A 17,268-nucleotide genomic window follows, 5' to 3' on the forward strand; every position below is an offset into this window, starting at 1 on the left:
TTTAACTTTACAAGATGAAAAAAGAAGAGAATTTACCTCGGAAATTTGAATCTTTATCTGACTTTCATCGGGTGTTTGGGCTTCCAAAGCCTTTGCACCCGATGATAAGTTGTATAGATATGAAAGAGATCAATATTGTTCCAAATGAATTGGGACATTCCTTTATTCTGGATTTTTACAAAATTGCCTTAAAGGAAAATGTTTGCGGCAAAGCAAAATACGGTCTGCATTATTATGATTTTGGTGAAGGCGGTTTAGTCTTTTCGGCACCGCATCAGTTATTTGAATCTCCTCCTGAAAAAGGATCCTCAGGTTATTTGGTACTGATTCATCCGGATTTATTTCTGACGTATGCCTCAGCCAAAAAAATCAAACAATATGGTTTCTTTTCGTACGCGGCCAATGAAGCATTATACCTGTCCGATAAGGAAAAAACAACTATTATTTCTATTTTTAAAATAATTGAAGACGAACTCGAAAGCAGAATAGATGATTTCAGTCAGGACGTTATTATTTCACAAATTGAATTATTACTGAATTACAGCAATCGTTTTTACAAACGCCAGTTTATAACCCGTAAAAGTGTCAATAGTGATTTGCTGCAAAAGCTGGAAGAAATTTTGCACGATTATTTCAACCATGAAAAAGCATCCCTAAACGGAATTCCGACCGTACAGCATCTTGCAGCACTTTTAAATGTATCGCCAAGTTATCTGAGTGATATGCTCCGAGCTCTGACAGGTCAAAATGCACAACAACACATTCATGCGAAACTCATTGAGAAAGCAAAAGAATTATTGTCCGCCACCAATTTAACGATAGCAGAAGTTGCGTATCAGCTCGGTTTTGAGCATCCGCAATCTTTTAGTAAATTATTCAAAACAAAAGCCGCGGTATCGCCGTTGGAGTTCCGAAATTCTTTCAATTAATAATAACCAACTCACATAAAAACAAAAAAAGCTCCATTAGCCATAATGGAGCTTTCTCTTTATAAATTTTGAATCTGTTACACTAAACCTTCAATATACCGCGAAATCCTCTGGCCGCATAATAAGAATCGGCACCATTATGATACACAAAAACAGTATTATAGCGGAAATCACAAAAAAGGGCACCGCCTAATTTTCTGATGTCAGCAGGCGTTTTGATCCAGCTTGAAGTTTTGGTATCCAGTTTTTCGAGTTGCTGTAATTGGCGATATTGTTCTTCGTTTAGTATTTCAATTCCCATTTCTTCGGCGATATTAACCGCACTGTCTTTGGGTTTGTTTTCTTTCCTTTTTTCCAGCGCTTCATGATCGTAACAAATACTTCTGCGGCCTTTCGGACTTTCTGCTGCACAATCCACAAAAATATATTCATCGGTTTTAGTATCATAACCAATAACATCGGGCTCGCCTTCGGTTCTTTCCATTTCGTCAAGCGAACACAATTTTTGCGGACTGGCTTCTAATTTTGTCTGTATTTTGTTCCAGTCAAGGCCTTTATGGCGATGTGTATATTTCTCAAAACGGTTCTGCAATACCGTAAGTAATGCTTCCTGTTGATCTGCTGACAGTTTGTTTTTAGTAGTACTCATGTTGTTTTATGGTTTTGTAGTTAGGATGTTTCAATTGAACTACGAAATTATTTTTCGGTCAGCAGGCCTGAAATACCAGGATAAAAGGGTCAGAATGATCAATAATAGCGGACCAAAAAGTTCTTTGGCACCATCACCGCAGTATAAGTGAGAAAAAACAGCTCCCGACATGGCAAAGAAAAAACCCGCATAAGTCCATTCTTTCAATAGAGCAAATTTAGGAATAAGAATAGTAATTCCCCCTAAAATTTTCCAGACACCCAAAATCGTTAAAAAATAAAGCGGATAACCCAGATTTTTCATCATTTCGGTTTCTTCTTTCAACGGAATCAATTGTACAATTCCGGTAGATGCCATTCCCAGAGCAAGCCAGACTGTGGCTATCCAATAGATAATTTTAGTTCTCTTTGTCATGATATTTATTTTAGTTGATTTACAATGTCCTGTAATCTGTTATGCGCCATGTTCAGGCCTTGTGCAAAAGGCAGTTTGAGCATTTGATCTCTCAGGGCGACAGATTTATAAATGATGTGTATGGTAAGTGTACTGGTTTCCTCCGTAGCTTTTTCAAATTCTAAAAACTCAAGCTGAACAGGGAAGGGGCTGTTTTCCATTTCAAAGGTGCGGGTAATTTTCTGGTTTGGAATAAATTCATGAATGACACCATTCGCCCCAAATACCACATTCCCGTTCGGATCAGTGGTTTCAAATTGCCAGCTGCCATGTTTCTTATTTTCCAGTTTTATAACTTTTGTTCCCATCCACTGTGCTACAATTTCCGGTTCTGCATACGCTTTAAAAAGTAATTCTAAAGGCAAATCAAATTCTCTTATAATGACTAGTTCCTGTTTATCGTCTTCGGCATTAATTTTGGTCTTTCTTTCCATGTGATTCTTTTTTATAATTTTTCATGATTGCTTCGAGTTTATTAAAACGTTCGTCCCACATTTTCCGGAAAGGCTCAATGAAACTGTCAATTTCCTTAATTTTTTCGGGATTTAAATGGTAATAAATTTCTCTTCCGTTTTGGCTTTGATGCAGTAACTCACATTCATTAAGAATTTTGATGTGTTTTGAAATGGTTTGCCTTGAAGAATCAAAATTGGCTGCTATTGCACCAGGTGTCATCGCTTGCAGGGCGACTAAGCTTAATATGGCTCTACGGGTCGGGTCGGCTATTGCCTGAAAAACATCTCTTCTAATTTCCATTACGCAGTTATTTGACTGCAAATATAATGCAGTTATTTGACTGCATAAATTTATTTAGCATTATTTTCAATAAAACACTTAAAAAGAAGTATTTACAGCCGTTAAAAGGAAGTACGCTTAGCTAATGTGCTTTGGTTTTAAATTTTGAGCGGCAAGTATCGCCACTTCATTGATGCGGTTTTGCCTCGTTTCGGGACGCTTGGCGGCAACAATCCAGTACAGTATCATCTTTTTTACAGATTTGCTTAAACTTAAAAAAAAGTCTTTTGCGCCTGGATTTGATTCAAAAGCAATTTCCAGATCTTGCGGGATAAATAATGCCTCTACAGTATCTAAAATAATCCAGGAACCGTTTTGTTTTGCTTTTTCAACGCTTTCAAGACCGGCCTCAAACATAAGGCCTTCACTAATCAGCCGTTCAATTTTTTCCTTATTTATTTTTGACCAGATGCTGTTGGGCTTGCGTCTGGTGAAAAATTGTATGAATTTATCAGAATCAATAGATTTTCGTGTGCTGTCTATCCAGCCAAAACAGAGCGCCTCATCAACGGCATCGCTCCAGGTGATGGTGGGTACATTCGCTTGTTTTTTATAACAAACCAACCAAATAGATTGTTTGAACGTATGGTTTTCTTGTAGCCATTCTCTCCAATGCTGTTTGCTTGTCGGATAAAAAGTTTCTAAATCCTGCATCTTGTTTATTCAATTTAGTAGACAAATCTAAAAAGTGTTTGTGACAAGGGTATGTCAACAGCTTGATTTAATTATAAAATAAAAAAACTCCTTAAAGTAAGAAGTTTTTATTCTTTTGGTGTGGTATTTTTATTCCCATTCAAGGAGAAAACGGAAATTATATTTTTTTGAGTGTCAACTTCATTTCTTTGCTGTCCAGTATCAGTTCATCACTGGTGATAGTGCTTTGACAAGGATACGGCGTACCTGTTTCGTCTTTAATAACCAAACTTTTACCTCCTTTAGTCAATGCATACGTACCATTCGTTATCTCACTCTGTAAATAGCCATTTACATGTCCGTCTTCTGTAAATGTTAATTTTCCTTGTTTGAGAATTACATTTTTAGCAGAATCAGAAAGAGGTACTTTAGCTTCTACGGTAGTAATTTTCCAGGAGTTAATCAATTTATTTCGACCCTTACACGAAAACATGACTATGGCTGCCAGCATAATTCCAAAGATAAATAATTTAGATTTTTTCATGATGTTTGATTAAAAGTTAAACAGGAAACAAGTTACAAAAAAAATAAATCCAAAATACTTACGGTCAGTTATTTAGAAAAAGTGGAATGTTTTTAGGATTTTGACCTGAAAAATTTCAGTCTTTGTAGGGTTTATTCTTAAAAAGCAAAAAATCAGCAACTTAGTTCCAGATTTCAATCTTAAATTAATTAAGGGTAAGGGCTCCCAAAATCTCTTCATACATAAAAGGTCCTCCCGGATATTTGGCCGTATAATCAAGATTCATCCAGACCTGACCCCGTTCATCTATATGATAATGTAAAGTCTGTTTGTAGCTTTCTTTGACAAAAAGCACATTCTTAATCAGATAATTGACTTTTTCAAGGTCGATTAAAGAACCAATTAATATTTCAGGATAAATATGTCCCTTGGTATGAATAAGTCTCGGAGTTCCGCCAATAGAACGTATGGCAGCGGCCATTAAAATGGAATGATCGTCACAATCTCCGGAGAAATATTGTAAAGATTCACTGGCCGTTGCAATATAATCGCCTTCTTTGGGATCGTTTACATAGTTCCAGCGACTGTTTATTTCCTGAAATACAGCAAAACACTGAATGATTGTTCTGTAATCAGAATATCCTTTTATGCCCTTAAAATGCTTCGTGGTGGCCATAATAGCAAAATTCCGAACTTTTGGATTTTCGTATTCGATGGCACTTATAATTTTCGACTTATTCGGAAACGGAAGTAATTTGGCCACAATAATATCCTGTGGAAAAGGATTATCCGACATGGTGTAAATCATCGAATTGTAATCTTCGGAGATTTCAGTAAAACCATAATTGCCTATCACACTTCCGTAGAACAAAACCAGTAAATAAATCGCGATGCAAACGATAATGATGGTTCGCAGAAACATAAGAAGCATGAACACGGCAGCAAAAACAAATATAAATATGAAGACACGATCTAAATTGAAGGGCCATTTCAGATCGATCAGATTTTGATGCAGTATGATGAAAATCGGAACCGTGATTAAAAGACTCAACAGCATAATAATAATCCTGTCCCAGGGTGATTTCACCTGTAATTTGGATTTTAATTGCGGAAAGTCGATTTTAGGGATTTTTATCATAAGAATCAAAAGCAGTTTTTTATAGTGCTTTTACCGTTTCTACAAAAGTACTTTTTTTATCAATAATTCCCAGATCAAATAATTGATTTTGAATTTTAATAAATGCTTTTTCGGTTAAATGTTTCTGAGACCACTGTGTGAGTTTTAACCATTCCTGGATATCTTCCAGTTTTTGGTGAAAAAGTTCCGACAATGTTTTGTCAATATCCGGAATCTGGGTAAAGTCGTGGGTTGTTTTGTTGATAATTTCAAGAATTTTTTCAACTATTTTCGGGTTCTTTTTCAAAAACTCGTCACGAACCGCAATCACAAACGAAGGCCATGGAGTAGGGCAGTCACCAACTCTTCTGAAAACACCGCTGTCTACAAGTGGTTTTGTCATAAAATGTTCCCACATAAAATAATCTGCGGTTCCATTTGTCAAAGCTTCAACAGCGCCGTCTATGGTATTTATAATTTCGAATTTTAAATCATCTGTTTCCCAGCCTTGTTCATTTGCATTTACATAAGCCATAAGCTGCGATCCTGAACCTAGTCGGGAAATCGCTACTTTTTTGTTTTTCAGGTCTTTGATGGTTTGAAATTCTGATTTAGCTGCCACATGAATGCCCCAGATTAAAGGAGACTGCACATAAATCTGAACAATTTTACTCGGATTTCCGGCTACAATATCTTTTACAATTCCTTCCGTCAGGATTACGGCAATATCAGCTTCTCCGTCACGAAGCATCTGACACATTTTACCGGTACCTTCGGGAATATTATTCCATTGCAAATCAATATTTTCTGCTTCAAATTCGCCATTTTCAATGCATAGATGCCATGGCAAATTGAAGTGTTCAGGAACACCTACAATTTTTACGGTTTTCATTATAGTTTAAGTTTAAGTTAAGTTGGGTATGCGTATGCTAAGTTGGTTGTTGATAGTTTATTGTTGATTGTTTGTTGTTGATTGTTGTTGATTGTTGTTGATTGTTGTTGATTGTTGTTGATTGTTGTTGATTGTTGTTGATTGTTGATTAATTTTTCAGTAAATCTGCTCTGTGTTTATCCGAAAGGCAGGGTTCTCCATAATCTATCACTGAAAGCTCTGTATATTCATCTAATAAACTTCTTACGAAAGAATAATCTACTGCTTTAGTTACTTCTACAGCAAAAAGAGTTTCATTCATGCCTTCGGATTCGCAATTGATTTCTTTCAGTTTTTCTCTTATAATTTCCTTATCAAAACCTTTTTCTATGATTACAACCTGCACAATTGAGTTTCCTGACGTTTCAATCGTTTCTCTGTAAGTAAGTTTTTCTTCCTTATCATCATATTCAGCAAAGAAAATATCGTCTGTTGCAATCAGAGGCCCAAAAAACGGAATATTATCTAATTTAAAAATTCCCTTTTCCAAATCAATAATTTCGGCCCACATAGTTTCTACAACCGTATCTTCTAATAAATCGCTATAATATCTGAAAAGGATTTTTTTGTGTGTCTCTGCCATTATTTATTTTACACTGGTACACTTAACACATTGTACTTCAATTGAATTAAATGTACTATTAAATTAATTTATTAAGGTCTTAAGAATTATCTAATTTTCAAATTGACACATTTAATTCCCCGCCAATTTATTCAGCGTATAAGTAATCAGTTCGTCTACAGCCTTGTACGGATCTTCACTAAAAGTCCCGGATGCACGATTGGCAATAATAGCATTCAACGATAAAGCATTGTGACCCAAAAGCGCGGAAAGACCATAAATAGCAGCGGTTTCCATTTCCAGATTCGTGATTTGGCTGTCATTGAAATTAAAATTATCCATTTTACCATTCAATTCCTCATCCTGGATATTCAAACGCAATACACGTCCTTGCGGACCGTAAAATCCTGCGGCTGTTGCTGTAATTCCTTTAAAAATTTTATCGGATTCGATAATTTTTTCCAATTCCTCAGAACAGGCAATCACATAAGGTCTTCCTTTTCGGATATCCCAGTTCGTGTGGGCGATAAAAGCGTCTTCGATCGCAACATTCGAAACTTCATCAATCAGGTAGGAGCGAAGCATATTGTCTAATCCTAATCCAAATTTTGACATTACAAAGCTGTCTACCGGAATATTTTCCTGCAAAGATCCCGAAGTTCCGATTCTGATAATATTCAGCGAAGTCAGGTTTTCCTTTGGCTGACGTGTTTTCAGGTCAATATTTACTAAAGCGTCTAATTCGTTTACAACAATATCAATATTGTCTGGTCCGATTCCGGTTGACATTACAGTAATGCGTTTTCCTTTATAAATTCCGGTTTGGGTTTTGAATTCTCTTTTCTGAGTTGAAAATTCGATTGAATCAAAAAACTGAGTGATTTTTTCTACTCTGTTTTGGTCTCCAACAAAAATTATATCGTTGGCTATGTGTTCCGGAAGAAGGTTTAAGTGATAAACGCTTCCGTCCGGGTTTAATATTAATTCTGATGCTTGTATCATTTTTTTTTCTTTTAAAGGTTCAAAGGCACAAAGGTTCTAAGTTACTATGGTCTGGCTTCAAAATAACCTGAAACTTTCAAACTAATTTTATCCTCCAACTCTTTTTGTTTTAAATCCTTTTTCTTTTAAAATTGCCATAATCTTATCGCGATAATCTCCCTGAATGATAATGGAATCATCCTTGAAGGTTCCGCCGACGCTTAATTTCGTTTTGATTTCTTTCGCTAAAATTTTAAAGTCTTCATCACTGCCTTCATAGCCTTCGATGATGGTTGTTGCTTTTCCTTTTCGTTTTTCAAATTTGCAGATCATAGGCTCTTTCTGAACATAAAGCACATGATCTTCCTGCTGAACTTCTTCAGATTCAGCTGATTCGATATGATCCGGAAACAAATTTTTTAACTGATCTTGTAAATCCATATTTTTTGTATGCTAAAAAAATAAATTCCAACTATTAAGGTTTGTAAAAATTAAATTCCAAATTCCAATTAAGTTTGGAATTTGGAATTTAAATATTGGAATTCATTTAAGTTTTTATTTTTTGATCAAACCTAAATCTACTAAACGTTCATATAAGTAGTCTCCAGCGGTGATATCTTCAAATTTCTTAGGATTTTCAGCATCTATACAATTTTCTAAACAATCCAGGCGCATGTCGCTTACCGGATGCATAAAAAACGGAATAGAATAACGTGAAGTTCCCCATAATTCTCTTGGCGGATTCACAACCTGATGAATAGTTGATTTTAATTTGTTATTGGTATGTCTGGATAACATATCCCCAACATTAATTACCAACTCATCATCCTGAGCGATAGCATCAATCCATTCGCCATCGTGATTCTGAACTTGAAGTCCTTTACCCTGGGCACCCATTAAAAGTGTAATCAGGTTGATATCTCCGTGAGCCGCAGCACGAATTGCATTTTCAGGCTCAGAAGTGATCGGTGGATAATGAATCGGTCTCAAAATAGAGTTTCCTTCTTTGGCATACTGATCAAAATAAAACTCATCCAGACCTAAATGCAGCGCAAGGGCTCTTAAAACATACACACCAGTTTTTTCAAGCATTTGGTAAGCTTCTTTACCAACCACATTAAAACGCGGTAACTCTGCTACTTCTACATTATCCGGATATTCTGAAGCGTATTTGGAATCTTTGTCAACATATTGTCCAAAGTGCCAAAATTCTTTTAAATCTCCCTCTTTTCGACCTTTGGCATGTTCTTTTCCAAAAGAAACATAACCTCTCTGACCTCCAATTCCGGGAATTTCATAATTATGCTTGGTTTCCAGTGGCAAAGCGAAAAAATTTCTTATTTCACCATACAGTTCGTCTACCAGCTGATCATCCAGAAAATGACCTTTTAGGGCTACGAAGCCAATGTTTTCAAATGCACTGCCGATTTCATTTACAAATTTTTGTTTACGTTCCGGGTCGCCCGAAAGGAAATCACGTAAGTCTACACTAGGAATGTTTTGCATACTTTACATTTTTTATTAAAAGATAAAAGACATAGAAAAGTCTTTCAATAACAAAGGTAGAGAATATTTTATATTTGAATTTTAAATTTTAATATAAAATTCCTTTTTTACTTTAAATAATTTAACCCAAAAATAATAATACCTTTTTTTGATTATAACTCAGTTTAAAAGCTATTATCAGAGCAAAAAATGTTAATAATCCTAAAAAGGCACTCTTTGATAATAAAAACTTCTATTTTTATAAAAAACAATATTATGAAAATAGGGCTAATCGGATTTGGAAAAACAGGTAAGGCAGTAGCATCAGTAATCTTGCAAAATAAAAATTTCTCTCTCGCATGGGTCATGAAAAAAAGCAATACTTTAGAGAATCGCATCACCGCAGAATACCTTGGAATTGACTCTGAAGAAACCGGAAAAATATATTCAGGCGAATCTACTTCTATGACTGAACTTCTGGACAATCAGCCAGTTGATATTATAATTGATTTCTCCTCCAACGATGGTATTTACAGCTATGGGGAGGCTGCCGGCGAACGAAAGATAAAAATCATCTCCGCTATTTCACATTACACAAAAAAAGAAAAAGATTTCCTTGCATCACTTTCCAAAATGACGACTGTCTTTTGGAGTCCAAACATCACCTTAGGAGTCAATTATTTATTATTTGCTGCAAAATTTTTAAAGAAAATTGCGCCTTCTGTAGATATCGAAATAATTGAAGAACATTTTAAAGGTAAAGATGGCGTTTCCGGAACTGCCATAAAAATTGCTGAAGCACTTGATTTAGAAAAAGAAGATATTAATTCTTTGCGTGCCGGCGGAATTGTTGGTAAACATGAGGTTGTTTTTGGATTTCCATTCCAGACCGTGAGGCTTATTCATGAAAGTATTTCAAGAGAAGCTTTTGGAAGCGGAGTAATTTTTGTGGCGGAAAATTTGATTGATAAGAAGGAAGGCTTGTTTAATTTTGAAGACATATTGGCACCTTATTTCATTGCTTAAGAATAGGTTATACTGTCATTTTGTAATTACGAATAAAATTGTACTTTTCTAAAGAAAAACAATATATAGGTTATTAAATTTTCTATTTTTATTTCTCCTAACCAAAAACTTTTACAATATTTAATTATTTAACAAATACTGTTAAAATTGTTATATTTTTATATATTTGAAGACTATAAAAAAACAACCTGAAAATGATCTTTTACAGACAAAATTTAACCGATTCCCAACTTTTAGATTTATATAAAAAAATACTAAAACCCCGATTGATAGAAGAGAAAATGCTCATCTTAATCCGTCAGGGTAAAGTATCAAAATGGTTCTCCGGAATAGGGCAGGAAGCCATAGCAGTAGGGGTTACCGCTGCTTTGGACGAATCCGAATATGTATTGCCAATGCACCGAAACCTGGGTGTTTTTACCACACGAAATATACCATTGTACCGTCTGTTCTCGCAATGGCAGGGAAAAGCAAACGGTTTTACAAAAGGCAGGGATCGTAGTTTTCACTTTGGAACCCAGGAATACAATATTATTGGTATGATTTCACATCTAGGCCCACAATTAGGGATCGCAGACGGAATCGCTCTGGCGGACAAACTTCAGGATAACAAAAAAGTCACAGCCGTTTTTACCGGCGAAGGTGCCACAAGTGAAGGGGATTTTCACGAAGCGCTGAACATTGCTGCCGTTTGGAAATTGCCTGTAATGTTTATCATTGAAAATAATGGTTACGGTCTTTCTACACCAACAAATGAACAATATCTTTGCGAAAATCTAGCTGACAAAGGCATTGGTTACGGTATTGAAAGCTACATTATTGACGGTAATAATATTGTAGAAGTCTACAACAAACTGACGCAGCTCAAAGCTGAAATGATTGAAAACCCACATCCGGTTTTATTGGAGTTTAAAACCTTCAGAATGCGCGGCCACGAAGAGGCAAGTGGTACGAAATACGTTCCTAAGGAATTAATGGACGAATGGGCTGCGAAAGATCCTGTAGCCAATTACAGGACTTATTTAACGGAAGCAGGTATTCTGACAGCCGAATTTGATGAAGCTTTGCACAGCGAAATAAAACAGGAAATAGATGAAAATCTGGCGATCGCCAATGCAGAACTTGAAATCGTTCCAACCTACAGTGGAGAATTAGATGATGTTTATAAACCATATCAACATGAGGAAATTAACCCGTCTTCTTCATCAGAAAATATTCGTTTTATTGATGCGATCCGTAATGGTTTAAATCAATCGATGCAGCGTCACAAAAACCTGGTTATTATGGGGCAGGATATTGCTGAATACGGTGGTGCTTTTAAAATAACCGATGGTTTTGTAGAACTTTACGGAAAAGGCCGTGTCCGCAATACACCAATTTGTGAAAGTGCCGTGGTTTCTGCCGGAATGGGATTATCGATTAATGGCTACAAGGCGATTGTAGAAATGCAATTTGCTGATTTTGTTTCGACAGGTTTCAATCCAATCGTTAATTTACTGGCCAAGTCGCATTATCGCTGGGGAGAAAATGCCGATGTGGTGGTTCGTATGCCTTGTGGCGGCGGAACTCAGGCAGGCCCATTTCATTCACAAACTAATGAAGCCTGGTTTACCAAAACACCGGGATTAAAAGTGGTTTATCCTGCTTTTCCGTATGACGCCAAAGGTTTATTGAATACTTCTATAAATGACCCGAATCCGGTTTTATTTTTTGAACACAAACAGCTGTATCGCAGCGTTTACCAGGATGTACCGGAAGATTATTATACCATTCCGTTAGGAAAAGCAGCCTTATTAAAAGAAGGAAGCGCAGTTACCATTATTGCATTCGGAGCTCCGGTGCACTGGGCATTGCAGACTTTAGCTCAAAATCCTGAAATACAAGCTGATCTTATTGATTTAAGAACACTGCAGCCTTTGGATACAGAAGCTATTTTTGCATCCGTTAAAAAGACCGGAAAAGTAATTATTTATCAGGAAGATACTTTGTTTGGCGGAATTGCCAGCGATATTTCAGCTTTAATCATGGAAGAATGTTTCGAATATCTGGATGCTCCGGTAAAAAGAGTAGCAAGTCTGGATTCTCCTATTCCTTTCACAAAAGCACTTGAGGATCAGTTTTTACCTAAAAACCGTTTTGAAGAAGTTTTATTGGAATTATTACAATATTAGACTTATTTTTAACTGACCTAAAAACTTTAGTTTACTAATTAATAAATTATGAAAAAACTGCTTCTTTCCATTTGTACGATCACATTACTGGTTTCCTGTAATAAAAGTGCAAAAAGTACTGCCGATACTTCCTTAGATAAAAAATTCGATCATTATAAAGATGGTTTTGTTACCGCATTATGGGAAGTGTATCCCGGCTGGGCTTCCGGTGTGGGCTACCACAAACTGGACAGTGTTCTGGTAATTCCGGATAGTAAGGATGAAAAAAAACAGCTTGATTTTGCTGCAGCGCAATTAGATTCTTTAAAACACTACGCGATTGACGATTTATCAGATAAGAATAAGACTGATTTCTACATGATAAAAAATCAGATGGATGCTATTATTTTTAGTGCCAAAAAGATGAAATCGTCTCAATGGAATCCTTCTGAATATAATGTCTGCGGTTCTTTTTCGGAAATCCTGAACGGAAGCTATGATAGCCTGGAAACTCGTTTAAAAGCTTTTAATACTAAGATGAACGGAATTCCGGCCTATTATGAAGCAGCTAAAAAAAATATTAAAAACCCAACTATAGAGCATACCGAACTTGCCATAGCCCAAAACTTAGGCGGATCTTCTGTTTTTGAAGAAGAGCTGAGCACTGCTGTAGAGAAAAGTAAATTGACTGCCACAGAGAAAAAAGAAATACTGGACAAAGCTAAAATTGCCCTAAAAGCAATTACGGATTATGCAGACTGGTCAAAAATATTACCGAACAAAACGCCGCGTTCTTTTAGATTAGGCGCTGAATTGTATGCTGAAAAATTCGATCTGGACATTCAGTCCGGATACAGTGCAGATCAGATTTATAAAATAGCTGTTGATCATAAAAAAGACCTGCACGACAAAATGTTTGTTCTGGCAGACAAACTTTGGATTAAATACAAAGGAACTGCACCAAAACCAACAGATAAGTTAGACTTAATCAAACAGGTTATTGATAAAATATCCTTGCAGCATACAACGCCAGAGAAGTTTCAATCTGAAATTGAAAAACAAATCCCGGAGCTGACCGCTTATGTAAAAGCAAAAGATTTATTATATATCGATCCGTCAAAACCACTTGTAGTGCGCAAAGAACCTGCCTATATGGCTGGGGTAGCCGGAGCTTCTATCTCTGCACCGGGGCCATATGACAAAAATGCAAACACGTACTATAATGTAGGCAGTATGTCCGGATGGACAGCTGAAAACTCGGAAAGCTATTTACGCGAATACAATGATTACATTCTTCAGATCCTAAACATACACGAAGCAATTCCGGGACATTATACACAATTGGTTTACAGTAATCAATCGCCGAGTATCATAAAATCAATTTTAGGAAATGGTGCAATGGTAGAAGGATGGGCTGTCTACGCTGAAAAAATGATGCTGGAAAGCGGTTACAAGAATTCGGATGAAATGTGGCTGATGTATTATAAATGGAATTTAAGAACTACTTGTAACACGATTTTAGATATCAGCGTTCACACTAAAAACATGTCTAAAGGTCATGCCTTGGATTTACTGACCAAAGAAGCTTTCCAGCAGCAAGCGGAAGCCGATGGAAAATGGAAACGTGTAACATTATCCCAGGTTCAGTTATGTTCTTATTTTACAGGATATACCGAAATATACAATTTAAGAGAAGAACTTAAAAAGCAACAAGGTAAGGACTTTAACCTTAAAAAGTTTCATGAAAAATTCCTGAGCTTCGGCAGCGCTCCGGTAAAATATATTAAGGAATTGATGTTGTCTAAGGAGTAAATTAATAAAAAAGAGGCTTTTTTCGTTATGAAAAGAGCCTCTTTTTTTAGTCTCGGTTTACATTTCACAATTTATATTTCACAGTCTACCTCTTACTTTTCAAACAACTGCACCTGGCTTTTCAGGCGATCAATTAGTAAATTCATCATTCGTTTGTTTAGGCTTGATGAATTCTGAATGTAGGTATTGTATTCTTCAACAGTAAAAAGTGCTATTGCCATTCCTTTCAGGGAATTTCTGAATTTGATGTCTTTCTGGATTGAATTTTCAATGGTTTGTAATTTCTTTTCTACGGTATACGAATAAAAGTCAGCTTTGTTTTTATTGGCATAATTAATAAAAGCAGCGATAAAGAGGTCATTCTGAAGTTTTAAAACCGGTCGGATAGTCTGATTCTGGAACAACTCATCTGCCGAAGACTGAGCACTTACAGTTCCTAAAGTTTCGCCTCTGAATTCTTTTAAAAAAGTGTCTCTGTCTGTCATGTTTTTTCTTTAAAATTAAAGAAAAAATCCGATAGTAAAAACCTATTTTTGTTTTATCTAAAATAAAAATATGCGATTTCATACCAGAAAATGGGTTAAGCCTCAGGATTTAAATCCAAACGGAACTTTATTTGGCGGGCATTTATTGTCCTGGATTGACGAAGAACTGGCATTATACAGTATTATTCAATTACAGAATCAAAAAGTGGTCACTAAATATATGTCCGAGATAAATTTTAAAAGCTCTGCCAGACAAGGAGACATTGTTGAAATCGGAATAGATGTGGTAAAATTTGGCAACACTTCCCTGGTTCTCAAATGTGCCGTAAGAAACATGATGACCCGCGAAATCATTATTACAATTGACAATGCTACAATGGTTAATTTAGATGAAAGCGGTAAACCGCTGGCACATGGAAAAACGCAAATTGAATTTGTAAAAGACCGTCTGTAATTAAATCTTCAAAGTCCATTTAAGTTAAATTGTTTCAAAAATAATACCTAAAAAAATGACAAAAGCCCGTAAACTTGTTCTTTCGTTAGTCCTTTTTACGTTATTGTTTTCCTGTAATTCCAAAGAAGGAAAAGAAAAGTACCAGCAGTCTTTATATCGTGCCATACATAATAAAGACACTGCCGTTTTACTAATCAATAGGAATGATAAACGATTCTTTGGCCGCTATGAAATTTCACATTATGGAGTAGGGAAGGACTCCGGAGAGGTACGCGGGGATATAAAAGGCGACACTTTGCGCGGAGATTACCACTATTTAACTTTTGGAGGAAGCTGGAAAAGAGTGCCGTTAGCGCTCCTGAAAAAAGACAATAAATTATTTTTAGGAAAAGGAGTGGTGGGAACTTATTTTAATCTTCCCTGTTTTATTCCTGACGTTCCTATAGAATACCATAATTCAGCCTTTATCTTCGAAGAAATCAAAGCCGAAGAATAACCATATAAGTAATTTAAGTTCATTTAAGCTTTATTTTATATGAACTTAAATTACTTATATGACCAAAAAAATCATCCATGGGCCAACCAAAACGGAAGAAAAACAAACCTACAAGTAATTCAGCGATAAAAAGCAAAACTAAAATGCACTTAAATTACTTATATGGTAAAAAAGTTAATCCCATCGGCCAATTTGAGAAGGTAATTCAAATATTTCAAGATCAAAATAAGCAACAGAAGCCATTACATGATCAAAAATATCAGCCATGATATATTCGTAATTTGCCCAGCGTTTATCACTCGAAAAAGCATAAATTTCCAAAGGAACGCCATGAGCTGTAGATTGTAATTGCCGGCACATGATGTGCATATCCTTATTTAATCCGGGATGCGTTACTAAATATTGAATAATATATTTTCGAAACAAGCCCAGATTAGTCATATTTCGGCCATTTAACGCCAGCGTTTTATCAACTCCGCGCTGCTCGTTGTATTTTTCAATTTCAGCCTGTCTGGTTTCTATGTAGGAACTGATAAGCTGGACTTTTTTCATCTGATTCAGATCTTCGTCAGTTAAAAAACGAATACTGCTGCTTTTTATCAGAACATGTCTCTTAATACGGCGTCCGTCCGATTTTTGCATGCCGCGCCAGTTCTGAAAAGAATCCGAACTCAAAGCATAAGTTGGAATAGTTGTAATTGTATTATCAAAATTTCGGACTTTTACCGTCGTAAGGTTAATTTCGATCACATCTCCGTCGGCACCAAATTTATCCATTGTAATCCAGTCACCAATTCGAACCATATCATTTATGGCAACCTGAACGCTTGACACAAATCCAAGGATCGTATCCCTGAAAATCAGGATGATAATCGCGGAAAGCGTTCCTAAAATAGTCAAAAGTTCGCCTTGCTTGATACCGAATAATTTCGAAATGATAATAGCAACTCCAAATATCCAAAGGATAATCATAATTACCTGAACAAAACTGTCAATAGGTTTGTCGCTGTATTCCGGTTTTTGTTTTAAATAATCGCGTAAGGAATTAAAAATCGTACGAACGATCCATAATCCAAGCATAACGATATACACCCCAACTATTTTTCCGAAAATCAATTCCCAGTATTCGTATTTGTCTAAAATAACCGGAACCGCTTTATAAATAAAGAAAAACGGAATCAGATAAGCGGTATATCTGGTAGTTTTATTCTGAATTAGGTAATCGTCAAATTTTGTTTTGGTGCGTTGTGCAAAAACAGCCGTTAGCGTCACCAGCACAAATTTGGCTGCATAATAGATAATATAGGCCAGAGCCACTAAAATAATGATATTAAAAATCAGGCTGATATAAGACGCAAAGTTGCGGCTCATGCCCCAATCCCTAAAAATCGGATACAAAAAGTTAAATATTTTATCCAAAAGCTTATGCATTATTCTCTAAATATTTTTTCTCGATATAAAAAGTTCCAAACGGAATAAGAGAAGCAATTAAAATGATTCCAAAAGTTTTTAAATCCCAGTTTTGAGATTTTTTCAGTAAAAACGCCAATACAATGTAACCAATAAACAATACTCCGTGCGTCATTCCTAACGGACGTAATATAGTATGATAAAGTTCTGGATTGTTGGTTTTGATAATAAGCATATTAGCAAATAAAACTAAATATGAGATTCCTTCTAAAATTGCCGTAACTTTAAAAATCTTGAGCATGTATTTATTTTTTGAGTTTATACAGGCAAAATTAAGTATTATCGATGGCATTTTAAGTATGAATGCCAAAAGTAAT

Annotated in this window: 21 protein-coding genes; 6 read left to right on the plus strand and 15 right to left on the minus strand. The window is 35.8% G+C overall.

Features of this window, described 5'->3' with window-relative positions:
- Nucleotides 1–14: 14 nt before the first annotated feature.
- Nucleotides 15–929 (plus strand): AraC family transcriptional regulator, encoded by a 915-nt coding sequence (locus HAV12_RS12085; RefSeq protein ID WP_171569886.1) that lies wholly within the window; start codon nucleotides 15–17, stop codon nucleotides 927–929.
- An 82-nt stretch (nucleotides 930–1,011) separates the two neighbouring features.
- Here the strand turns inward: HAV12_RS12085 and HAV12_RS12090 are convergent, their stop codons facing one another.
- The 12 genes from HAV12_RS12090 to HAV12_RS12145 form a co-directional block, all read right to left on the minus strand.
- Nucleotides 1,012–1,578 carry a DUF4256 domain-containing protein gene (locus HAV12_RS12090; protein WP_171569887.1) on the minus strand — a complete coding sequence of 189 codons (567 nt, stop codon included), beginning with the start codon at nucleotides 1,576–1,578 and terminating at the stop codon, nucleotides 1,012–1,014.
- A 39-nt stretch (nucleotides 1,579–1,617) separates the two neighbouring features.
- Nucleotides 1,618–1,992, minus strand: coding sequence for a DoxX family protein (locus HAV12_RS12095; RefSeq protein ID WP_171569888.1), 375 nt, complete (start codon nucleotides 1,990–1,992; stop codon nucleotides 1,618–1,620).
- Between the two features lie 5 nt (nucleotides 1,993–1,997).
- Entirely contained in the window at nucleotides 1,998–2,465 is a 468-nt protein-coding gene (locus HAV12_RS12100; protein ID WP_171569889.1) for an SRPBCC domain-containing protein, read from the minus strand.
- A complete protein-coding gene (locus tag HAV12_RS12105) occupies nucleotides 2,443–2,787 on the minus strand; it encodes a helix-turn-helix transcriptional regulator (RefSeq protein WP_171569890.1) in 345 nt (114 codons plus the stop codon). Before HAV12_RS12105 ends, HAV12_RS12100 begins: the two co-directional genes overlap by 23 nt.
- A 117-nt stretch (nucleotides 2,788–2,904) precedes the next feature.
- On the minus strand, nucleotides 2,905–3,480 hold the full coding sequence (locus HAV12_RS12110) for a YdeI family protein (RefSeq protein ID WP_171569891.1): 576 nt from the start codon (nucleotides 3,478–3,480) through the stop codon (nucleotides 2,905–2,907).
- Between the two features lie 157 nt (nucleotides 3,481–3,637).
- Nucleotides 3,638–4,003, minus strand: a complete 366-nt coding sequence (locus HAV12_RS12115; RefSeq protein ID WP_171569892.1) for a hypothetical protein — start codon at nucleotides 4,001–4,003, stop codon at nucleotides 3,638–3,640.
- Nucleotides 4,004–4,187: 184 nt separating this feature from the next.
- The gene (locus HAV12_RS12120) at nucleotides 4,188–5,120 is read right to left on the minus strand and encodes a transglutaminase (RefSeq protein WP_171569893.1); all 933 of its coding nucleotides are present in this window, start codon (nucleotides 5,118–5,120) and stop codon (nucleotides 4,188–4,190) included.
- A gap of 19 nt (nucleotides 5,121–5,139) precedes the next feature.
- On the minus strand, nucleotides 5,140–5,991 hold the full coding sequence (locus HAV12_RS12125; RefSeq protein ID WP_171569894.1) for a substrate-binding domain-containing protein: 852 nt from the start codon (nucleotides 5,989–5,991) through the stop codon (nucleotides 5,140–5,142).
- 148 nt (nucleotides 5,992–6,139) lie between these two features.
- On the minus strand, nucleotides 6,140–6,613 hold the full coding sequence (locus tag HAV12_RS12130) for a DUF4265 domain-containing protein (protein ID WP_171569895.1): 474 nt from the start codon (nucleotides 6,611–6,613) through the stop codon (nucleotides 6,140–6,142).
- A gap of 111 nt (nucleotides 6,614–6,724) precedes the next feature.
- Nucleotides 6,725–7,594, minus strand: coding sequence for a nucleoside phosphorylase (locus HAV12_RS12135; protein WP_171569896.1), 870 nt, complete (start codon nucleotides 7,592–7,594; stop codon nucleotides 6,725–6,727).
- 87 nt (nucleotides 7,595–7,681) lie between these two features.
- Nucleotides 7,682–8,014: a translation initiation factor gene (locus HAV12_RS12140; RefSeq protein ID WP_171569897.1), complete on the minus strand. Its 333-nt coding sequence runs from the start codon at nucleotides 8,012–8,014 to the stop codon at nucleotides 7,682–7,684.
- Nucleotides 8,015–8,128: 114 nt separating this feature from the next.
- Nucleotides 8,129–9,079, minus strand: coding sequence for an isopenicillin N synthase family oxygenase (locus tag HAV12_RS12145; RefSeq protein WP_171569898.1), 951 nt, complete (start codon nucleotides 9,077–9,079; stop codon nucleotides 8,129–8,131).
- A gap of 255 nt (nucleotides 9,080–9,334) precedes the next feature.
- Between HAV12_RS12145 and HAV12_RS12150 the strand changes: the two genes are divergently transcribed.
- From HAV12_RS12150 to HAV12_RS12160, 3 genes are all read left to right on the plus strand, one after another.
- Complete coding sequence (locus tag HAV12_RS12150) at nucleotides 9,335–10,084, plus strand: 4-hydroxy-tetrahydrodipicolinate reductase (RefSeq protein WP_171569899.1); 750 nt, start codon at nucleotides 9,335–9,337, stop codon at nucleotides 10,082–10,084.
- 194 nt (nucleotides 10,085–10,278) lie between these two features.
- On the plus strand, nucleotides 10,279–12,255 hold the full coding sequence (locus tag HAV12_RS12155; protein ID WP_171569900.1) for a thiamine pyrophosphate-dependent enzyme: 1,977 nt from the start codon (nucleotides 10,279–10,281) through the stop codon (nucleotides 12,253–12,255).
- 48 nt (nucleotides 12,256–12,303) lie between these two features.
- A complete protein-coding gene (locus tag HAV12_RS12160) occupies nucleotides 12,304–14,046 on the plus strand; it encodes a DUF885 domain-containing protein (protein ID WP_171569901.1) in 1,743 nt (580 codons plus the stop codon).
- Nucleotides 14,047–14,138: 92 nt separating this feature from the next.
- Here HAV12_RS12160 and HAV12_RS12165 read toward each other — a convergent pair whose 3' ends face one another.
- The gene (locus tag HAV12_RS12165) at nucleotides 14,139–14,531 is read right to left on the minus strand and encodes a glyoxalase (protein ID WP_132036780.1); all 393 of its coding nucleotides are present in this window, start codon (nucleotides 14,529–14,531) and stop codon (nucleotides 14,139–14,141) included.
- 70 nt (nucleotides 14,532–14,601) lie between these two features.
- On the opposite strand from HAV12_RS12165, the gene HAV12_RS12170 reads away from it, so the two are divergent.
- Nucleotides 14,602–14,985, plus strand: a complete 384-nt coding sequence (locus HAV12_RS12170) for an acyl-CoA thioesterase (RefSeq protein ID WP_127339929.1) — start codon at nucleotides 14,602–14,604, stop codon at nucleotides 14,983–14,985.
- Between the two features lie 55 nt (nucleotides 14,986–15,040).
- Nucleotides 15,041–15,481: a hypothetical protein gene (locus HAV12_RS12175; RefSeq protein ID WP_171569902.1), complete on the plus strand. Its 441-nt coding sequence runs from the start codon at nucleotides 15,041–15,043 to the stop codon at nucleotides 15,479–15,481.
- Nucleotides 15,482–15,655: 174 nt separating this feature from the next.
- Here the strand turns inward: HAV12_RS12175 and HAV12_RS12180 are convergent, their stop codons facing one another.
- Together HAV12_RS12180 and HAV12_RS12185 are read right to left on the minus strand one after the other, a co-directional pair.
- Nucleotides 15,656–16,912, minus strand: coding sequence for a mechanosensitive ion channel family protein (locus HAV12_RS12180; RefSeq protein WP_171569903.1), 1,257 nt, complete (start codon nucleotides 16,910–16,912; stop codon nucleotides 15,656–15,658).
- Nucleotides 16,905–17,192 carry a DUF3817 domain-containing protein gene (locus HAV12_RS12185; RefSeq protein ID WP_132036783.1) on the minus strand — a complete coding sequence of 96 codons (288 nt, stop codon included), beginning with the start codon at nucleotides 17,190–17,192 and terminating at the stop codon, nucleotides 16,905–16,907. Before HAV12_RS12185 ends, HAV12_RS12180 begins: the two co-directional genes overlap by 8 nt.
- Nucleotides 17,193–17,268: the final 76 nt, after the last annotated feature.

Origin of the sequence: Flavobacterium sp. CLA17 (genome assembly GCF_013112255.2) — a bacterium.
Taxonomy (GTDB): Bacteria; Bacteroidota; Bacteroidia; order Flavobacteriales; family Flavobacteriaceae; genus Flavobacterium; species Flavobacterium circumlabens.

Bases quoted from the DNA above. Each gene is read 5' to 3' on its own strand.
- HAV12_RS12120 (WP_171569893.1), bottom strand. From the start codon at position 5,120: ATGATAAAAATCCCTAAAATCGACTTTCCGCAATTAAAATCCAAATTA.
- HAV12_RS12105 (WP_171569890.1), bottom strand. From the start codon at position 2,787: ATGGAAATTAGAAGAGATGTTTTTCAGGCAATAGCCGACCCGACCCGT.
- HAV12_RS12155 (WP_171569900.1), top strand. From the start codon at position 10,279: ATGATCTTTTACAGACAAAATTTAACCGATTCCCAACTTTTAGATTTA.
- HAV12_RS12135 (WP_171569896.1), bottom strand. From the start codon at position 7,594: ATGATACAAGCATCAGAATTAATATTAAACCCGGACGGAAGCGTTTAT.
- HAV12_RS12160 (WP_171569901.1), top strand. From the start codon at position 12,304: ATGAAAAAACTGCTTCTTTCCATTTGTACGATCACATTACTGGTTTCC.
- HAV12_RS12115 (WP_171569892.1), bottom strand. From the start codon at position 4,003: ATGAAAAAATCTAAATTATTTATCTTTGGAATTATGCTGGCAGCCATA.
- HAV12_RS12170 (WP_127339929.1), top strand. From the start codon at position 14,602: ATGCGATTTCATACCAGAAAATGGGTTAAGCCTCAGGATTTAAATCCA.
- HAV12_RS12100 (WP_171569889.1), bottom strand. From the start codon at position 2,465: ATGGAAAGAAAGACCAAAATTAATGCCGAAGACGATAAACAGGAACTA.
- HAV12_RS12125 (WP_171569894.1), bottom strand. From the start codon at position 5,991: ATGAAAACCGTAAAAATTGTAGGTGTTCCTGAACACTTCAATTTGCCA.
- HAV12_RS12090 (WP_171569887.1), bottom strand. From the start codon at position 1,578: ATGAGTACTACTAAAAACAAACTGTCAGCAGATCAACAGGAAGCATTA.
- HAV12_RS12085 (WP_171569886.1), top strand. From the start codon at position 15: ATGAAAAAAGAAGAGAATTTACCTCGGAAATTTGAATCTTTATCTGAC.
- HAV12_RS12180 (WP_171569903.1), bottom strand. From the start codon at position 16,912: ATGCATAAGCTTTTGGATAAAATATTTAACTTTTTGTATCCGATTTTT.
- HAV12_RS12130 (WP_171569895.1), bottom strand. From the start codon at position 6,613: ATGGCAGAGACACACAAAAAAATCCTTTTCAGATATTATAGCGATTTA.
- HAV12_RS12145 (WP_171569898.1), bottom strand. From the start codon at position 9,079: ATGCAAAACATTCCTAGTGTAGACTTACGTGATTTCCTTTCGGGCGAC.
- HAV12_RS12175 (WP_171569902.1), top strand. From the start codon at position 15,041: ATGACAAAAGCCCGTAAACTTGTTCTTTCGTTAGTCCTTTTTACGTTA.
- HAV12_RS12140 (WP_171569897.1), bottom strand. From the start codon at position 8,014: ATGGATTTACAAGATCAGTTAAAAAATTTGTTTCCGGATCATATCGAA.
- HAV12_RS12150 (WP_171569899.1), top strand. From the start codon at position 9,335: ATGAAAATAGGGCTAATCGGATTTGGAAAAACAGGTAAGGCAGTAGCA.
- HAV12_RS12095 (WP_171569888.1), bottom strand. From the start codon at position 1,992: ATGACAAAGAGAACTAAAATTATCTATTGGATAGCCACAGTCTGGCTT.
- HAV12_RS12110 (WP_171569891.1), bottom strand. From the start codon at position 3,480: ATGCAGGATTTAGAAACTTTTTATCCGACAAGCAAACAGCATTGGAGA.
- HAV12_RS12185 (WP_132036783.1), bottom strand. From the start codon at position 17,192: ATGCTCAAGATTTTTAAAGTTACGGCAATTTTAGAAGGAATCTCATAT.
- HAV12_RS12165 (WP_132036780.1), bottom strand. From the start codon at position 14,531: ATGACAGACAGAGACACTTTTTTAAAAGAATTCAGAGGCGAAACTTTA.